Below are 15,684 nucleotides of genomic sequence, written 5' to 3'. Positions count from 1 at the left end.
GTTTCAAGGCCGCCGTTGGCCTGTGTGTCCTCTACGCAATATCTATGCCATAGCTCACGCTGGTTGCGCCCGGAGCAACTGTCTACGGCGCCATCAGGCGCTGCCGGAAAAAGGTTTGCGTCCGCGCGATGGCATCTTCGGCGGCAGCGGGATCCTGACCGACGATGTGCCCGGCGAAGGCATGGGGCGGACGGCTCGTGTCAAAGCCATGTACGGCGCCGCGGTACACGATCATCTCGACCGTATGGCCGTGCTTCATCACGATATCGCGCCAGCGTTCGCAGCGCGCGGCGGGCGTCCAGTCGTCGGCGTCGCCGATCAGGATTAGTGTGTCGGTGAGCAGGACGGAGCGGGGCATCTCGCAGCCTGGGTAGAACGCCACGGCGGCGGCGAAGGGGTGGGTGACCTCGACTCCGGCATCGCTGGCGAGCACGCTCTTGAGCACAGTCCAGCCGCCGTGCGAGAAGCCAATGACGCCGATGCGGCTCCCCACCACGTCCGGCCGCGCGCGCAGGTAAGCGGCGGCGGCCAGTGCATCTTGCGCGCGCAGCTCGGGGGGGACGTCCCGGCCATGGTTGCATACCGTCCTGAGGTTGCGCGGGCCAAAGCTGTCCACCAGCAGTACCACATAGCCCCACGAGGCCAGCCGGCGTGCCCAGGTCCGGTAGTGCGGGCTGACGCCATCGCAGCCGTGCAGCGCGACGACCGCGGGAAACGGGCCGGCGCCCTCGGGCCGGTACAGTTCTGCCGTGGCGCGGCTTCCCGGGCTTCCTACCGTCGCCGCGTTGAATGCGAGCGGACCGGAGGGCTGAGGCATCGTCTGTGCACAAGCAGCACACAATGCAGCCAGCAGGCACGATAGCAACCGCTTGAAGTCACGCATGGCGGGGCATGAAGAGGGATGGTGCATAGGATGCTAGCTCAGTCAGCGCAGCCACACACATCAGGAAATCCGCTTAGCCCGGCGCGAGACTCGCGCGTATGCCGACCGGCATTAGGCCTTCAGGCTTCCTTCGGCGGCACCTGCCTCGTGCTGCTGCAACAGCCAGTCGCGAAACACCTTCAGCGCCCGCATCTGTGCCGACGCCGGCGGATACACCAGGTAGTAGCCCTTCGGATGTTGCCAGGCTGTGTCGGAAAGGCGCTCCAGCTTGCCGGCCGCCAGCAGGTCCCCGGTCATGTAGGAGGGCAGCAGCGCCACGCCCATCCCCGCCACGGTGGCGTTCAACGCCATCGACATCACCTCGTAGCGCGGCCCTTCGTGGCCCGGGCTGGCTTTGATGCCTTGCCGTGCGAACCAGCCTTCCCATGCGTCGGACAGCGTCAGGTGGTGGATCAGCGCCGACCGCGGCGTGCCGGCGTCGATCGCCCGGCCATGCGCGGCCACCCATGACGGCGCCGCATAGGGCGACAACCGCAGCGGCACCACGAAATCGTTATGCAGGCCCGGCCGCTGGCCGTCGCCGAACTCCAGCGAGGCATCCACGAACGCGGTGCTGAAGTCCACCGGACCCACGCGCGTGCGCAGGTGCGGGCGTTGCTCGGGCGTCCGGACGCATCGGCGCTGCTGCCGGCCATTACCTGCCCGACGCTGCTGCTGTGCGGCCGCCAGGATCATTGGAACCCGCTGGACAGCCACGTGGACATGCGCGAGCGGATCCCGGCGGCGCGGCTTGAAGTGATCGAGGATGCGGGGCACACGATCACCATGGAAGCGCCGCAAGCGGTGGCCGAGGCTATCGCCGCATGGCTGACGGAGGATTGCACAACGATCCGGCGCGACCCTGGTCGGGCCTGACGCGGCCCGCAGCCAGCCAACGGCTTCGCAAATCGCTGGTATTGAATCCACCCGTGCGCATGTGACGCATGCCGGATTGCCGTGGGCCATGGCGCACCTATACTGGAGTCGAGCGACGAATCATTCGAAACCGGAGGTATCGGTCGCTCCCTGTGCGCCTTGCGGGGCTCGCACTTTCGGACGCATGGCGACGACGCATCGGAAGTGAGCGCCTTAGCCGGCAACTATGCAGGCAAGGAGGCAATCATGTTCAAGCATCTCCTGCTGGCGGTCGATGGCTCCGACCTGTCTGAATCGGCATTCCGCAAGGCCCTGATCCTGGCGCGGGAAATGGGGGCGCGTACCACCGCGGTGCGGGTCTGTCCGAACTACCACGTGCTGACCTACCAGGTCGAGATGCTGGAGGACACGCGCGAAACTTACGTGAAGCAAGCCTGGGAAGAAGCAACCCGCTACCTGCGCGGACTGGCCGACGAAGCCGGCGCCGCGGGTGTGCCCTGTGAAACGGCATACGTCGTCAACGACCATCCCTACGAGGCCATCATCAAGACGGCCGAGGAAATGGGCTGCGACCTGATCGTGATGGCTTCGCACGGGCGGCGCGGGGTCCAGGGCATGCTGATCGGCAGCGAAACCCTGAAGGTGCTGACGCACAGCAAGATTCCGGTGCTGGTGTACCGCTAGACGGCGCCTAGCGCCGCCGGTGTAGCGCGCCCGCCTGCACGCGTTGCCGCGTCCGCGCCGCCAGGCGCGGCAGTGAGCCTGTGCGCCAGCGGCTGCGCAGGTCGTCGGTCAGTGGCACTGCGATCAGCGCCAGCAGCAGCACGGCCAGCGGCAGCGTGGCGCTGAAACCCAGGTGCTTGAACCCCAGCGCGCCGGCGACGCCGCCGGCAAAGAACAGCGTGACCAGCACCACCAGCAGGCGCAGCTTGCACCGGTCGGCGAGCACGCGGGGCAGGGGGCGCGCTTGTGTGCTTGATGGCGTGCGTGCTGGCGCGGCTGCGTTCCAGTAGCACAGCTTACCCAGCTCGATGCCGATATCGGTAACCATGCCAGTGAGGTGGGTGGTGCGGATCTCGGCGTTCGAGAGCTTGGTGATCATGGCATTCTGCAGCCCCATGATGAAGCACAGCAGCACAGCAGCACAGCAGCACAGCAGCACAGCAGCACAGCAGCATCACCCTGGCTGGCATGAACAGCCACTGGTGCTGCCCCTAGGTTGCCGCCGATCAGGCCAAAGCACAGCAGCAGCCCCGCTTCCAGCGCCAGCGGCAGCGCGTATTCACTGTGCAGCCGCTCGCGCCGCCCCCAGTTGACCAGCACCGCCGAGCACGCAGCGCCGCCGAGAAACGACAGCAGCGCCCCGACCCCGTCCAGCACCAGCGCGAAGCTGCCCAGCGCCAGGTTGTCGGCCATGGCTGAGACCACGCCGGACATATGCGAGGTGTATTGCTGCACGGCCAGGAAGCCGCCGGCATTGATGGCGCCTGCGACAAGGCAGGGTAGCCGGCCAGGTGCCGGTTGGCGTGGGGGCTGCGCCGCTTCCCAGTCAGTTTGCGCAGGTACAGGATCGGCATGGCGATGGGGCGGCGTCTGGCGGATTGGAAAGGGAGGCGGAGGACCTGCGTTGCCGCTACAGGGCGTGCCGGGGCGGCCGGGCAAGGGCGTGCCAGGCGTCGGGGTCGGCGGCAACTGCCTCGCCGCGCTTCATGCGGCGGGCAGTCGGTGTCAGCTTCAGCGCATGCACGGTTTCCAGCACCCGTGCGCGTGCCAGGAGCGTCTGCAGCGACGGCAGCCGGGGCTGGCCTTTCCAGGCAAACAACGTGTAGTTGCAGCTGTCCTCGGCGCGCGCGACCGACATCGAGGCCCCGAACACGGCGCGCACCGCGTCCAGGTAGTGCGGCATGCCACGGTCGCTTGCCAGGAAGTTGGCGACCAGCACGCCGTCGTCGGCCAGCCTCGCGTGGCAGGCCGCGTAGAAGCCGGCAGAGCCAAGCTGCAGCGGCATGCCGTCAGCCAGGAAGCCGTCGACGAGGATGACCTCGGGGCGCGCTTCCCGGCCCCTGACGTACTCGGCGCCATCGGCGCAGACCACCTGCAGGCGGACATCGTCGGGCGGAATGCGGAAGCGCTCGCGCAGTGCGATCACCGCTGGGTCGATCTCGACAGCAACCACCCGCGTGGCAGGCAGGTGCCGGTAGCAATACTTGACCAGCGAGCCTCCGCCGAGCCCGATCACCGAAATCCGTGCCGGCGACGGATGCAGCAGCAGGAATCCCATCATGGTGCGCGTATAGCCCAGCACCAGCCGGTCGGGATCGCGCCGCGACATGAAGCTCTGCGTGGCCAGCACGTCGAAGTGCAGCGACAGGGCGGTCTCGGTCTCCAGCACCACGGGCGTGCCGTCGCGCGGGGCTTCGGCCAGGAACCGCATATAGGAGTCAAAGGACGTGCGGCCGCTATCCGCGGCGATGCCAGTGCCGGCGTCCGGTTTGCGTTCGCTCATGGCTGGCCGTTCCCAGGTCCGAGTAGTCGTGCGATGGCCCGGACCGCGGCGACTTCGGCCGGGTCGTCGGCCTGGATGCGCAGCACGGTGCCTGGCGGCGTGCGCAGGCGCATGACGGCCATCACGTCATGCGCATCGGCCGAGCCGGAGTCCGTGACCAGCACGATGCGGCTGGCAAAGCGGCCGGCCACCAGGCTCATGCGCGCCGAGCCGCGCCCCTGGAAACCCTTGCCGGCGGCGATGTTGAGGGTGGCCTCGATCACGGCAGCCTTGCGCAATGCAGGACCCGAGGAGCGGGGCCGGTCGGCTGGCTGGGGCGGGCAAGGTGGCGGGTGCTCCCGGGTATCGCGGACATCGGGGGACATCTGTTGCAGTCACATATGATGTTAGTCCTATTATCATATCCCAGCACCCGCGCCGGTGGCTGCATCCGGACAGGAAATGCCATGCCTGGTCCCGCGGTTGTGGAGAAACCGCCCTTTGCGGGTTGTGCCAGGCCGCCTGCCCATCCCGGAAACTGGATTTGTGGCGTGCGCTTCTGGCATCCTGACGGTCTGTCCCGATGCCCGGCCTGCCCGGAACACTGCCATGCCACTTTCCGACTGGACCCATGAGGCCATCCGCAAGATCGATGCGGATTTCAACCGTTCCGCCGACACCCACCTGATCCCGCTGGACCTGCCGGGCTACCCTGACATCCGCGTCTATTTCAAGGACGAGTCCAGTCATCCGACCGGCAGCCTCAAGCACCGGCTGGCGCGGTCGCTGTTCCTGTACGCGCTGTGCAACGGCTGGCTGCATGAGGGCAGCACGGTGGTGGAGGCATCCAGCGGCTCGACGGCAATCTCCGAGGCTTACTTTGCGCGGCTGCTCGGGCTGCCGTTCGTGGCGGTGATCCCGGCGGGCACCTCGCGCGCCAAGATCGAGGCGATCGAGTTCTACGGCGGGCACTGCCACCTAGTGGACAGCCCGTCCGAGATCTACGCCGCCTCGCGCCACATCGCGCAGGAGACGGGCGGGCATTTCATGGACCAGTTCACCTACGCCGAGCGCGCCACCGACTGGCGCGCCAACAACAATATCGCCGAGTCGATCTTCAAGCAGATGGCGCAGGAAGAGCATGCGGTGCCGGCCTGGCTGGTATCGAGCGGCGGCACCGGCGGCACCATCGCCACGCTGGGGCGCTATGTGGCCTATCGCCGCCACCAGACCCGCGTGTTGTGCGCGGACCCGGAGAACTCGGTGTTCTTCGACTACTTCCGCAGCTGCCTGGAGGGCAAGCCGCAGCCGGACCTGTCCCTGGCGGAGGGCTCGCGCATCGAAGGCATCGGCCGGCCGCGCGTGGAGCATTCGTTTATCCCGACCTGCATCGACGCCATGCTGAAGGTGCCGGATGCGCTCTCGTTCGCGGCCATGCGCTACCTTTCCGGGCGCTTCGGGCGCCGCGTGGGCGGGTCCACCGGCACCAATTTCGTCGGCGTGCTGTACCTGGCCCAGCAGATGCACGCGGCGGGTGAGGGCGGCGCCATCGTCAGCCTGCTGTGCGACAGCGGCGAGCGCTACGGCAACACCTATTACGACGATGCCTGGTACAGCGCACAGGGCATTGCCATCGAGGCGGCCGATGCGCTGGTGGCGCGTGCGGTCAATGGCGAGGCCGTGCTGACGCCGCAGGCGGTGGCGGGGCTGCAGTCGGCCGGCGCCGGCATTGCGGCGGGCGGCTGAAACCCGGCGCCCTGCCTTTCTGTCACAATGCCGGCGGCCGGCGTGCCGGCCATTGATTCAAAGGTGAATTCCCTATGCGTATCTTCGGCATCAGCATCCATATCATCGTCGCACTGTTCTTCGCGGTGCACGCGGTGCGCACGCACCAGAACATGTACTGGCTGCTGATCCTGTTCCTGTTCCCGGGGCTGGGCAGCGTGGTGTATTTCTTCGCGATCTACCTGCCCGGGCTGCGCCAGTCGCGCGGCGCGCGTGCGGCCACGCGTGCCATCACGCAACTGGTCGATCCGAACCGCGCGGTGCGCGAGGCCCGCTCAGACTTTGACCGCGCCCCGACGGTGGCGCACCGCATGCGCCTGGGCGCCGCGCTGCTGGCGGCCGGGGAGCCGTCGGAAGCCCTGCAGCACTACCAGGCAGCGGCCAACGGACCGTTCGCGACCGATCCGGCGCTGCTGCAGGGACTGGCGCAGGCGCAGTTCGCCACCAACGATGCCGCCGGCGCGCTGGCAACACTGGAGAAGCTGTTCGCCGCCAATCCGCAGTCGCGCCAGCAGCCCGATCCGGCCTTGCTGTTTGCGCGCGCGCTGGCGGCCACCGGTGCATCCGGCACGCGGGCCGCGTTCGAGCAGGCGCTGACCAGCGCCAGCGATGCCGCGCCGCGCTGCCTCTTTGCCGACTGGCTGGCGGCGCAGCCCGACGCCGCAGACCGCGAGCGCGCGCAGCAGCTCTATGCCGATATCGTCCACGACGCCCGCCACTGGCCGCGCCACGCCCGCGATCACAACCGCGAATGGCTGCAGCGCGCGCAGTCTGCGCTGGGCAAGTAATCCGCGTTTGTCCCCATCCATGCTGGAACGGGTGCTGAACGCCTTTCTCGACAACATGACCCTACTGAAACGCAAATCGATTGAAGCCGTGGCCTCGCGCCGTCCGGCACGTGGCACCCGCAGCCGTGGCGAGGCGCCGGCACGCGAAGAAAAGCGCATGACGCCGCGCTTCGCGCCGGTGACCTTCTCGGAAATGGAAGGGGTGCGCTACCTGCACTTCGGCACCGAGTGGGTGCAGGGCGCGATGCGCCTGCGCAAGCCCGATGCGATCGAGCTGGAATACGCGCAGCAGATGATGGCCTGGCTGCTGTTCCTGTCGCCTTCCGTTGAAGAATTCCACGTGGTCCAGCTTGGCTTGGGAGCCGCGGCGCTGACCAAGTTCTGCCACCGCCAGTTCAGCCAAGCGCGCGTGACCGCGGTGGAGCTGAACCCCGCGGTGATCATCGCCGGGCGCAGCATGTTCGGCCTGCGCGAGGACGATGCGCGCCTGACCGTGCGCGAGCAGGATGCCTGGGACTACGTCATGGACGGCACCCACGCCGGCGCCATCGATGTGCTGCAGGTGGACCTGTACGACGCCACCGCGCGCGGCCCGGTGCTGGACACCACCGCGTTCTACCGAGCCTGCCGCCGCACGCTGAAGGCACCCGGGGTGATGACCATCAACCTGTTCGGCGACCACGACAGCTTTCCGAAGAATATCGAACGCATCTGCGATGCCTTTGACAACCGCGTGCTGGTGTTCCCGGAAGTGCATGACGGCAACATCATCGCGATGGCCTTCAACGGGCCGGATATTGATGTGTCGTGGGAAGCGCTGGAGGGGCGTGCCGAGGTGGTGGAAAAGACCACCGGCCTGCCGGCGCGCGACTGGGTGCAGAAGCTGCGCGCGGCGAATGCGCGGCAGGAAGAGCAGTTGAAGATCTGAGGAATGGCCGCTCTCCCGCTGCGCGGGAGAGCGGCAGCAGGCAGCGCCGCGCTCACTCCTTGTGGAAGAACTGCGCCAGCGACCACTCGTCGGTGCGCGCCTCGTACTTCAGTCCCTTCTTCATCGCCCACATCGCCAGCTGGCTGTGCGACGGAATGATCGCGTGGTCGGCCAGCGCAAATTTGGCCGCGATGCGGGCATTCTCTTCGCGGGCCTTGTCGCTGCTGACGGTGGTCAGCGACTTCTCGATCAGCTGGTCCAGTTGGGGGTTGCTGTACTTGCCCCAGTTCCAGGTGCCATAGCCGGTCTTGGGGTTGGGCGTGCCGGTAATCGAGCGCAGTGCCACGTCGGCCGCAGCCGAACCCCAGCCCAGCATCTGGAAGGCGAACTCGCCCTGGCGTGCGCGCGTGAAGTAGGCCGCCACCGGCAACGTCTCCACCTTGGTCTGGATGCCGATGCGCGTCAGCATGCTGGCGGTGGCCTGCGCCACCGCGGCGTCGTTCAGGTAACGGTTGTTGGTGGCGTGCAGCGTCAGGCCGAAGCCGTCGGGGTAGCCTGCGGCCGCCAGCAGCTTTTTCGCGCCTTCCGGGTCATAGGCTTCAGGCTTGGTGCCGGGATGCCCGAAGATCTGCGGCGAGACGATCGACGAGGCCGGCACCGCCAGCCCTTCCATGATGCGGCTGACGATGGCGTCGCGGTTCAGCGACTTGCTGATTGCGGCGCGTACGCGCGCATCCTTGAACGGGTTCTTGCCCAGCGGCTTGCCGGCCTTGTCGGTGACAAAGGGCGGGTTGTCGCGCGACTGGTCCATTTGCCAGAAGATGGTGCGCCACGACACCTGCTGCTCGATCTTGAACTTCGGGTTCTGCTTTAGCTTGGCGACGTCGGCCGACGGTACGCTCTCGATCACGTCGACATCGCCAGCCAGCAGCGCGGACGAACGCGCGCCGTTGTCAGTGATGATGCGGAAGATGGCGCGGTCCCACTCGGGCTTGGGGCCCCAGTAGTTGGGGTTGCGCTCCATCACGATTTCCTGCCCGCGCGCAAAGCGCACGAACTTGAACGGGCCGGTGCCGATCATGACTTTGCCCGAATCAAAGTCCGCCTGCGTCAGCGTGGCGGCGACCTTCTTCGGCATGATCGGCACGCTGTTCAGGTCGTTGGCCAGGTTGGCGTAATTGGGCACGCTCATGGTCAGGCGCACCGTCAGCGGGTCGGGTGTGTCGATACGCGCGATCGGCTTGGTGTAGCTGGTGAACGAGCCCGGGCTGTTGACCAGCTTCTCCGGGCGCTCCAGCGAGGCCTTGACGTCCTCGCTGGTAAAGGGCGAGCCGTCGTGCCACTTCACGTTGGGGCGCAGCTTGATCTCCCAGGTGATGGCGTTGACCGGCTTCCACGACAGCGCCAGGCCGGGGATGTAGCGCGCATTCTTGTCCATGAACACCAGCGACTCGAACACATGCAGCGCGATGGCGTTGTTGGGGCCGGAATTGTTCCAGTGCGGGTCCATCGAGGTCACGTCGGCCGCCAGGCCGATGCGCAGGTCTTCGGCGTGGGCGGCTCCCGCCGGCAGCAGCGTGAAGGCGGCGCTGGCCAGCACCAGCGCGGTGGCGGCATGGAGCACGGCGCGGCGGGCAGGGCGGCGGGGCGGACGTTGCGGCGGCAGGGCGTGGGTCGGTGTCATCTGGCTGGCTCCTCGTACGGGTCCGCGCGGACGCGGCCGGGTTCTCAGGCGGGTTTGTCCCGCATTGTGCCGCTAAAGTGGCTTGGTTGCAGCCTTTGGCGCGGGCTGCCAAGCCGATGCGGGGCGGCGCCGTTAGAATGGCGCCCATGTTTGCCAATTCCCGCACCATTGTCTCGGCCCAGTCCGATGTCCACGAACACCTGGCCGCGCGCGTCGCGCGCCACCTGGCCGAGCCGTTCCGCAAGCCCATCGGCGAAGCCAGCCGGCGCGAGCTCGGCGCGGCGCTGCAAAGCTGGCAGCAGGCCGGCGGCGCGCCGCTGATCCTGGATGCGGGCTGCGGCGTGGGTGAAAGCACGCTGCGGCTGGCGACGGCGTTCCCGGACCACTTCGTGATCGGCGTCGACCAGTCCGAGAAGCGCCTGGCCGCCGGCAAGGATTGGTGGGGCGAGGCGCCGATGCCCGCCAACTTCTGCTGGGCGCGGGCCGACCTGGTCGATGCCTGGCGCCTGCTGCAGGCCGAGGCCGTGCCGGTGGCGCGCCACTACGTGCTGTACCCGAACCCGTGGCCCAAGATCGGCCACCTGGGGCGGCGCTGGCAGGGCCATGCGGTGTTCCCGGCGCTGGCTGCCTGCGGCGACTACCTGGAGTGCCGCAGCAACTGGCGCATCTATATCGATGAGTTTGCCCAGGCGCTGGCGCTGGTCGGGCGCCCGGCGCAGGTAGAGGCGTGGGCGCCGGCGCAGCCGATGACGCCGTTCGAGCGCAAGTACGGCGCATCGGGCCATGGCTTGTGGCGCTGCGTCAGCGAGCGCAAGCCCGCCTGAGCGGCTCGCCAATGAGAAACGGCCCGCGCATGCGGGCCGTCTTTTTGCCTGGCGCAGCCGGATGCGTCAGTGGAACAGCGGCTGCTGCGTCGGCGCGTCCTCGGGCAGTTCGGCGTGCACGATCTCGCCGTTGCGGTCCGCGTACAGCGGCGTGCCGCAGTCCTCGCAGTATTCCGGATCGAACAGCGCGGCGTGGCGGAAGATGTCTTCCACGCCGGCGTTGCGCAGTTCCTCGCAGATCTGCTCGAGCGGGTTGCCCTTTTCGTCGGCATCGACCTCGCCGGCTTCGCGGCCGTAGACCGGCCACACAATGCCGTAGATCACATCCTTCTCGCCGCGCATGGTGAAGCCCACGCGGTATTCCTCGACCACTTCCTCGCCGAAGGCAGCCACCACGGCGGCCAGCTGGCCGGCGGAGATGTCGAGGGTGCCGCACAGGTAGTTGACCGCGGCGCGCACGGTCAGCGGGCGGATGCTCTTGTCGGACTCGCGGCAGGACAGGAAGAAGGCGTCAGGCAGCAGCAACTCGAACTCGCAGCCCGGCAGCAACAGCGCCACCGACGGCTGCACCTGGGTGCGCCATTGGTCGAGGCAGGTCGAGCGCTCGGCGTGGTGATCCTTGGCGTCTTCCTGCCAGCGGAACAGCGCCTGCTCGTGCGGGGCCACCACCACGGCCAGCAGGTAGCGCGGATCGGCCAGGATCGGCGCGGTCTCGGGCAGGTCGCGCAGGTCGACCTTGGGTACCGTGCCGGCCAGGGCGGCCGCGGCCAGCTTGTGCGTGAGCGCAAAGGTGTCGCTGTGCGTGCGCGGCAGCTGGTCGATGCTGTAGAGGTAGGGCGACAGCGAGACCTTGGTGCCGGTGGCCAGCACATGTGCCTGCAGGTGCACCGCCAGCGTCTGCGCCAGCTCCGGCTTGAGCGAGCCGGAGGGAATCGCGTAGCGCGTGTGCGCCAGGATCGGGGCGGCAATCAGCAGCGCGTCATAGCGCTGGCCGTCGACCTCGATGGTGGCGGATTCGGCGAGCGTCTCGGCCTGCTCGGCCAGTACGTCGGAGGCGTCTGCATTGTGCTTGAACAGGTGTTCCAGCGCCGCGTCGAGCGCGGTCTGGCTCCCGTTCTTCAGCAGGCGGCCCAGGCGCTGCGAGAGCCGCCGTTCCCAGTACGCGTCCTCCATGCGGCTGCCCGAAGCGTCGAGGGCGAGCGCATCGGCCACCAGACGCTCGGCGTCAGGGGAGAGTCGTGGGGAAGCCTTGGGGCGAAAACCTGCCATAGAAAGAAACCGTCCGTTTATGCGTAAAACGGTATTCTACTCGTTGCGTTGACACGCAGGCCGCTATATGCGTGCAGCCTGTGCGGACGCGCCCGGGCGTGCGGCTTATTTCTGGGCCGGAGCGGCGCCAGGGGCCGCGGGCGCGTGGCTCTCGACGCTGTGCGACTCGCCGGACATGGAAACGTCGCTGCCGCCCTTGGTCAGCAGGTAGAGGGCCGCGCCGGCAACCACGACGAATGCGATAAGGATCTTAACCATGGTGTCTCCTGATTCTGGATGATGCCGGGCGGACCCGGCTTCCGGTCGTGCGACCGCTGTTCTTGTGGAACACAGTGTGGCAGTACTGGCTTGCGTGGAACTTACACGCGCCCGACTTCGTTCGGGGTGATGCAAGGGGCGCAGGACACCAATGAAAAACGCCGCCTGCCTGGGCCCCGCAACAGGGCCAGGCAGGCGGCGTCAGCCTTGGCAGGCTGCGGGCGCCTCAGGTGGATCTCAGGCGGCCAGCAGCTGGCGCAGCACGAACGGCAGGATGCCGCCGTGGTTGTAGTAGTCGACCTCGATCGGCGTATCGATGCGCAGCAGCACCGGCACGCGCTGCTCGTCGCCATTGGCTCGATGGATCACCAGCACCACGTCCTGCTGCGGCTTCAGGTCGCCCTCGATCCCTTCAATATCGAAGGTCTCGTTGCCGGTGATGCCCAGCGTCTGCGCACTGTCATTGCCCTTGAACTGCAGCGGCAGCACGCCCATGCCGACCAGGTTGGAGCGGTGGATGCGCTCGAAGCTGCGTGCCACCACGGCCTTCACGCCCAGCAGCTGCGTGCCCTTGGCGGCCCAGTCGCGCGACGAGCCGGTGCCGTACTCTTCGCCGCCAAACACCACCGTGGGCGTGCCCTCGGCAACGTACTTCATGGCGGCATCGTAGATCGACATTTCGTCGCCAGTGGGCTGGTGCAGCGTGATGCCGCCTTCCACGCGCGAGCCGTCGGCCTTGGGCGGGATCATCAGGTTCTTGATGCGCACGTTGGCAAAGGTGCCGCGCATCATGACTTCATGGTTGCCGCGGCGCGAACCGTAGCTGTTGAAGTCGGCCTTCAGCACGCCGTGCGACAGCAGGTATTTGCCCGCGGGCGAGGTGTCCTTGATCGAACCGGCCGGAGAGATGTGGTCGGTCGTCACCGAATCCCCGAAGATGCCCAGCGCACGCGCCCCGCGCACGCTGGCGCTGGTGGCGGCGGGCTGCATGCTGAAGTCCTGGAAGAAGGGCGGCTCGGCGATGTACGTCGACTTGGGCCAGTCGTACACCTGGCCCTTGGTGCCCTTGATGCCGGCCCACAGCTTGCTCGGCTTCTTGACCTGTTCGTAGTTGCCCTTGAAGGTCTTGGCATCCATCGCGTACTTCATCAGTGCGTGGATTTCTTCCGAGGTCGGCCAGATATCGCCCAGGTAGATGTCGCGGCCCTTCTTGCCCTTGCCCACGGGCTCGGTCATCAGGTCGCGCGTGATATTGCCGGCGATGGCGTAGGCCACCACCAGCGGCGGCGAGGCCAGGAAGTTGGCGCGGATGTTCGGGTGGATGCGGGCTTCGAAATTGCGGTTGCCCGACAGCACGGCAGCGGCCACGAGGTCGTTCTTGGTGATGGCCTCGTTCAGCTCGGGCGTCAGGTCGCCGGCGTTGCCGATGCAGGTGGTGCAGCCATAGGCGGTCACGCCGAAGCCCAGCTTTTCCAGGTAGGGCAGCAGGCCGGCGGCCGTCAGGTATTCCGTCACCACGCGGCTGCCCGGGGCCAGCGAGGTCTTGATGTGCGGCGCCACTGTCAGGCCGGCTTCCACCGCCTTCTTGGCCAGCAGGCCAGCGCCCAGCAGCACGCTCGGGTTGGAGGTGTTGGTGCAGGACGTGATCGCGGCGATCAGCACGTCGCCGTTCTTCACCTCGAGGCCGTCGGTGGTGGTGTAGACGCGGTCCAAGTCGGCCGCCTCCTTGTTGAAGCCGTTCTCGGCCACCGGCTTGCTGAACAGGGAGGCGAAGGTGCTCTTGACGTTGCCGATCTCGATGCGGTCCTGCGGGCGCTTCGGGCCCGCCAGCGACGGCGCCACCGTGCCCAGGTCCAGCGTCACCACCTTGCTGTAGTCGATCTCGCCGGCCTTGGGAATGCCGAACATCTTCTGTGCGCGGAAATAGCCCTCGAACGCGGCGATTTCCTCTTCGGTGCGGCCGGTGCCCTTGAAGTAGTCGATGGTCTTCTCGTCCACCGGGAAGAAGCCCATGGTGGCGCCGTATTCCGGCGCCATGTTGCCGATGGTGGCGCGGTCGGGCAGGGCCAGGCTGGCGGTGCCTTCGCCGAAGAACTCGACGAACTTGCCGACGACCTTTTCCTTGCGCAGCATCTCGGTGATGGTCAGCACCAGGTCGGTGGCGGTGACGCCTTCGCGCAGGCGGCCCTTCAGTTCCACGCCAACCACGTCCGGCGTCAGGAAATAGACCGGCTGGCCCAGCATGCCGGCCTCGGCCTCGATGCCGCCGACGCCCCAGCCCACCACGCCGATGCCGTTGATCATGGTGGTGTGCGAGTCAGTGCCGACCAGAGTGTCCGGGTAGTAGACGCCGTCTTTCTTGTGCACGCCACGGGCCAGGTATTCCAGGTTGACCTGGTGCACGATGCCGAAGCCCGGCTGCACCACGCCGAAGGTATCGAACGCCTGCATGCCCCACTTCATGAACTGGTAGCGCTCGTTGTTGCGCTGGAATTCCAGCTGCATGTTCAGGTCCAGCGCCTTCTTTTCGCGGAAATGGTCGACCTGCACCGAGTGGTCGACCACCAGGTCCACCGGCACCAGCGGCTCGATCTTCTTGGGGTTCTTGCCCATCTTCTCGGCGACGTTGCGCATCGCGGCCAGGTCGGCCAGCAGCGGCACGCCGGTAAAGTCCTGCAAGACCACGCGGGCCACCACGAAGGGAATCTCGTCGACGCGCTCGGCGTTCGGCTTCCAGCTGGCCAGTTGCCTGACGTGCTCTTCGGTGACCTTCTTGCCGTCGCAGTTGCGCAGCACCGATTCCAGCACCACGCGGATCGACACCGGCAGGCGCCCGATTGCCACGTCCAGCTCCTCGCCCAACTGGGGCAGGGAGTAATACTGGCCCTTGCCGGAAGAGCCGATCTTGAATTCTTTTAGCGTGTTCTTGAGGTTGTGGGGCATTGCCGTACTCCGATCGAAGGATGATGCGATGGCATTTGGCTCGGACCTGAATCAAGACCCCGGTGCGCTGCCGCGGCATTTGACCGCGGTCCGAGGCCGGCAGCGCACTGCAACTGCATACTCTAACCGCCGCGCGGCTTTGGCGCCACCCGGCTCGGCATCCCGCCGGCCGCAACGACACTGGCCCGACAGCATGCCCGCCCGGGATTGACCGCCCGGCAAGGCAAAAAAGGGCGCTGGCGGCCGGAATTCAGCGGCCGCCAGCGCCCCGGTACGGACTTACTGCTTGGGCGCTGCGGATTGCTGGGCGCCTTCCGGCACCTGCGTCGGGCCGCCCGGGGGCGTGACCAGCAGCGGGGTGGTGGCCGGGGCGCGCAGGCCGCCGGCCTGGGTCGGGGCTGCGGCGCCGGCCTGCATGGCGGCGCTCTGGCAGTCGTCGGCCAGGCGCTGGCCCAGGTTCTTGTTGAACAGCATGGCCTTGCTCGGGATCACCACCAGGTCCAGGCCGGTGCGGGCGTCGTAGTAGCGGTCGGCGCCGGTCACCGTGGGCTGGCGCGGCAGCTTGTAGTCGCGGCCTTGCCAGTGCACGGTTAGGACCTCGTCGCGCAGCATGTCGCCGGCGATATACAGGTTGTTGCCCAGTTCACACTGCCATTTTTCGCCGTTCGGCGTGACCGCGGCAGCAGCGCCGGCCGCCGCGGCGGTCCCGGCAGCTGCCTTCTTCTTGCTCGAAGCCTTCTTGGTGGTGGTCTTCTTGGCAGGTTCCTGTGCCATCACGGCGGTCGCGGTGGTCAGGCTGAATGCGCCGATGCAGGCGGCAAGGACAAGATGTTTCATTTTGTGAGTGCCTTTCGGATACTGAAATCGGTTTATGTTTCATTCGCCGCCGTCAAATCGGGCGGCGCCGGGACAAATTCCGCCG

General features: G+C 67.2%; 15 protein-coding genes and 1 pseudogene. 6 read left to right on the top strand and 10 right to left on the bottom strand.

Translation table 11 applies throughout. The annotated features are described in order from the left end of the window. Positions 1-82: 82 nt before the first annotated feature. Positions 83-883, bottom strand: coding sequence for a dienelactone hydrolase family protein (locus CNE_RS12345; RefSeq protein ID WP_228772364.1), 801 nt, complete (start codon positions 881-883; stop codon positions 83-85). A gap of 111 nt (positions 884-994) precedes the next feature. Continuing rightward, positions 995-1,507 (bottom strand): LysR substrate-binding domain-containing protein, encoded by a 513-nt coding sequence (locus CNE_RS12340; protein ID WP_049800568.1) that lies wholly within the window; start codon positions 1,505-1,507, stop codon positions 995-997. Between CNE_RS12340 and CNE_RS12335 the strand changes: the two genes are divergently transcribed. Then, the gene (locus tag CNE_RS12335; protein ID WP_080569572.1) at positions 1,439-1,798 is read left to right on the top strand and encodes an alpha/beta fold hydrolase; all 360 of its coding nucleotides are present in this window, start codon (positions 1,439-1,441) and stop codon (positions 1,796-1,798) included. The two genes, CNE_RS12340 and CNE_RS12335, sit on opposite strands and share 69 nt — an antisense overlap. A gap of 246 nt (positions 1,799-2,044) precedes the next feature. Beyond that, positions 2,045-2,482 carry a universal stress protein gene (locus tag CNE_RS12330; protein WP_013957441.1) on the top strand — a complete coding sequence of 146 codons (438 nt, stop codon included), beginning with the start codon at positions 2,045-2,047 and terminating at the stop codon, positions 2,480-2,482. Between the two features lie 43 nt (positions 2,483-2,525). On the opposite strand, the pseudogene CNE_RS12325 reads toward CNE_RS12330, so the two are convergent. The 3 genes and pseudogenes from CNE_RS12325 to CNE_RS12315 all read right to left on the bottom strand — a co-directional run. Then, positions 2,526-3,375 (bottom strand): annotated as a pseudogene (locus CNE_RS12325) (YoaK family protein); the annotation flags it as partial. A gap of 56 nt (positions 3,376-3,431) precedes the next feature. Then, complete coding sequence (locus CNE_RS12320; RefSeq protein WP_013957438.1) at positions 3,432-4,304, bottom strand: spermine/spermidine synthase domain-containing protein; 873 nt, start codon at positions 4,302-4,304, stop codon at positions 3,432-3,434. After that, entirely contained in the window at positions 4,301-4,567 is a 267-nt protein-coding gene (locus CNE_RS12315; protein WP_238552999.1) for an HPr family phosphocarrier protein, read from the bottom strand. Before CNE_RS12315 ends, CNE_RS12320 begins: the two co-directional genes overlap by 4 nt. 325 nt (positions 4,568-4,892) lie before the next feature. Here CNE_RS12315 and CNE_RS12310 point away from each other — a divergent pair, with 325 nt between their 5' ends. The 3 genes from CNE_RS12310 (at position 4,893) to CNE_RS12300 (ending at position 7,784) form a co-directional block, all read left to right on the top strand. Continuing rightward, positions 4,893-6,029: a PLP-dependent cysteine synthase family protein gene (locus CNE_RS12310; RefSeq protein ID WP_013957436.1), complete on the top strand. Its 1,137-nt coding sequence runs from the start codon at positions 4,893-4,895 to the stop codon at positions 6,027-6,029. 74 nt (positions 6,030-6,103) lie between these two features. After that, entirely contained in the window at positions 6,104-6,856 is a 753-nt protein-coding gene (locus CNE_RS12305; RefSeq protein WP_013957435.1) for a tetratricopeptide repeat protein, read from the top strand. A 55-nt stretch (positions 6,857-6,911) separates the two neighbouring features. Then, positions 6,912-7,784, top strand: coding sequence for a class I SAM-dependent methyltransferase (locus CNE_RS12300; RefSeq protein ID WP_013957434.1), 873 nt, complete (start codon positions 6,912-6,914; stop codon positions 7,782-7,784). Between the two features lie 52 nt (positions 7,785-7,836). Here CNE_RS12300 and CNE_RS12295 read toward each other — a convergent pair whose 3' ends face one another. Further along, a complete protein-coding gene (locus CNE_RS12295; RefSeq protein WP_013957433.1) occupies positions 7,837-9,468 on the bottom strand; it encodes an ABC transporter substrate-binding protein in 1,632 nt (543 codons plus the stop codon). Positions 9,469-9,605: 137 nt separating this feature from the next. On the opposite strand from CNE_RS12295, the gene trmB reads away from it, so the two are divergent. After that, positions 9,606-10,292: a tRNA (guanine(46)-N(7))-methyltransferase TrmB gene (gene trmB, locus CNE_RS12290; RefSeq protein WP_013957432.1), complete on the top strand. Its 687-nt coding sequence runs from the start codon at positions 9,606-9,608 to the stop codon at positions 10,290-10,292. A gap of 66 nt (positions 10,293-10,358) precedes the next feature. On the opposite strand, the gene CNE_RS12285 is transcribed toward trmB, so the two are convergent. The 4 genes from CNE_RS12285 to CNE_RS12275 all read right to left on the bottom strand — a co-directional run bounded on the left by CNE_RS12285 (position 10,359) and on the right by CNE_RS12275 (position 15,599). After that, complete coding sequence (locus CNE_RS12285; RefSeq protein ID WP_013957431.1) at positions 10,359-11,561, bottom strand: DUF2863 family protein; 1,203 nt, start codon at positions 11,559-11,561, stop codon at positions 10,359-10,361. Between the two features lie 105 nt (positions 11,562-11,666). Then, positions 11,667-11,819, bottom strand: coding sequence for a hypothetical protein (locus CNE_RS41710; protein ID WP_013957430.1), 153 nt, complete (start codon positions 11,817-11,819; stop codon positions 11,667-11,669). 237 nt (positions 11,820-12,056) lie between these two features. Next, positions 12,057-14,762 (bottom strand): aconitate hydratase AcnA, encoded by a 2,706-nt coding sequence (acnA, locus tag CNE_RS12280; RefSeq protein WP_013957429.1) that lies wholly within the window; start codon positions 14,760-14,762, stop codon positions 12,057-12,059. A gap of 279 nt (positions 14,763-15,041) precedes the next feature. Beyond that, positions 15,042-15,599 carry a hypothetical protein gene (locus CNE_RS12275; RefSeq protein ID WP_013957428.1) on the bottom strand — a complete coding sequence of 186 codons (558 nt, stop codon included), beginning with the start codon at positions 15,597-15,599 and terminating at the stop codon, positions 15,042-15,044. Positions 15,600-15,684: the final 85 nt, after the last annotated feature.

This window comes from Cupriavidus necator N-1, assembly GCF_000219215.1.
Taxonomy (GTDB): Bacteria; Pseudomonadota; Gammaproteobacteria; order Burkholderiales; family Burkholderiaceae; genus Cupriavidus; species Cupriavidus necator.
Note: the sequence above shows the minus strand (reverse complement) of the source record. Positions and strands in the feature narration are given on the sequence as shown.

Coding starts and splice junctions, on each gene's coding strand:
- CNE_RS12320 (WP_013957438.1), bottom strand. CDS start 4,304: ATGAGCGAACGCAAACCGGACGCCGGCACTGGCATCGCCGCGGATAGC.
- CNE_RS12330 (WP_013957441.1), top strand. CDS start 2,045: ATGTTCAAGCATCTCCTGCTGGCGGTCGATGGCTCCGACCTGTCTGAA.
- trmB (WP_013957432.1), top strand. CDS start 9,606: ATGGCGCCCATGTTTGCCAATTCCCGCACCATTGTCTCGGCCCAGTCC.
- CNE_RS12295 (WP_013957433.1), bottom strand. CDS start 9,468: ATGACACCGACCCACGCCCTGCCGCCGCAACGTCCGCCCCGCCGCCCT.
- CNE_RS12300 (WP_013957434.1), top strand. CDS start 6,912: ATGACCCTACTGAAACGCAAATCGATTGAAGCCGTGGCCTCGCGCCGT.
- acnA (WP_013957429.1), bottom strand. CDS start 14,762: ATGCCCCACAACCTCAAGAACACGCTAAAAGAATTCAAGATCGGCTCT.
- CNE_RS12310 (WP_013957436.1), top strand. CDS start 4,893: ATGCCACTTTCCGACTGGACCCATGAGGCCATCCGCAAGATCGATGCG.
- CNE_RS12285 (WP_013957431.1), bottom strand. CDS start 11,561: ATGGCAGGTTTTCGCCCCAAGGCTTCCCCACGACTCTCCCCTGACGCC.
- CNE_RS12275 (WP_013957428.1), bottom strand. CDS start 15,599: ATGAAACATCTTGTCCTTGCCGCCTGCATCGGCGCATTCAGCCTGACC.
- CNE_RS41710 (WP_013957430.1), bottom strand. CDS start 11,819: ATGGTTAAGATCCTTATCGCATTCGTCGTGGTTGCCGGCGCGGCCCTC.
- CNE_RS12305 (WP_013957435.1), top strand. CDS start 6,104: ATGCGTATCTTCGGCATCAGCATCCATATCATCGTCGCACTGTTCTTC.
- CNE_RS12345 (WP_228772364.1), bottom strand. CDS start 883: ATGCGTGACTTCAAGCGGTTGCTATCGTGCCTGCTGGCTGCATTGTGT.
- CNE_RS12335 (WP_080569572.1), top strand. CDS start 1,439: ATGCAGGCCCGGCCGCTGGCCGTCGCCGAACTCCAGCGAGGCATCCAC.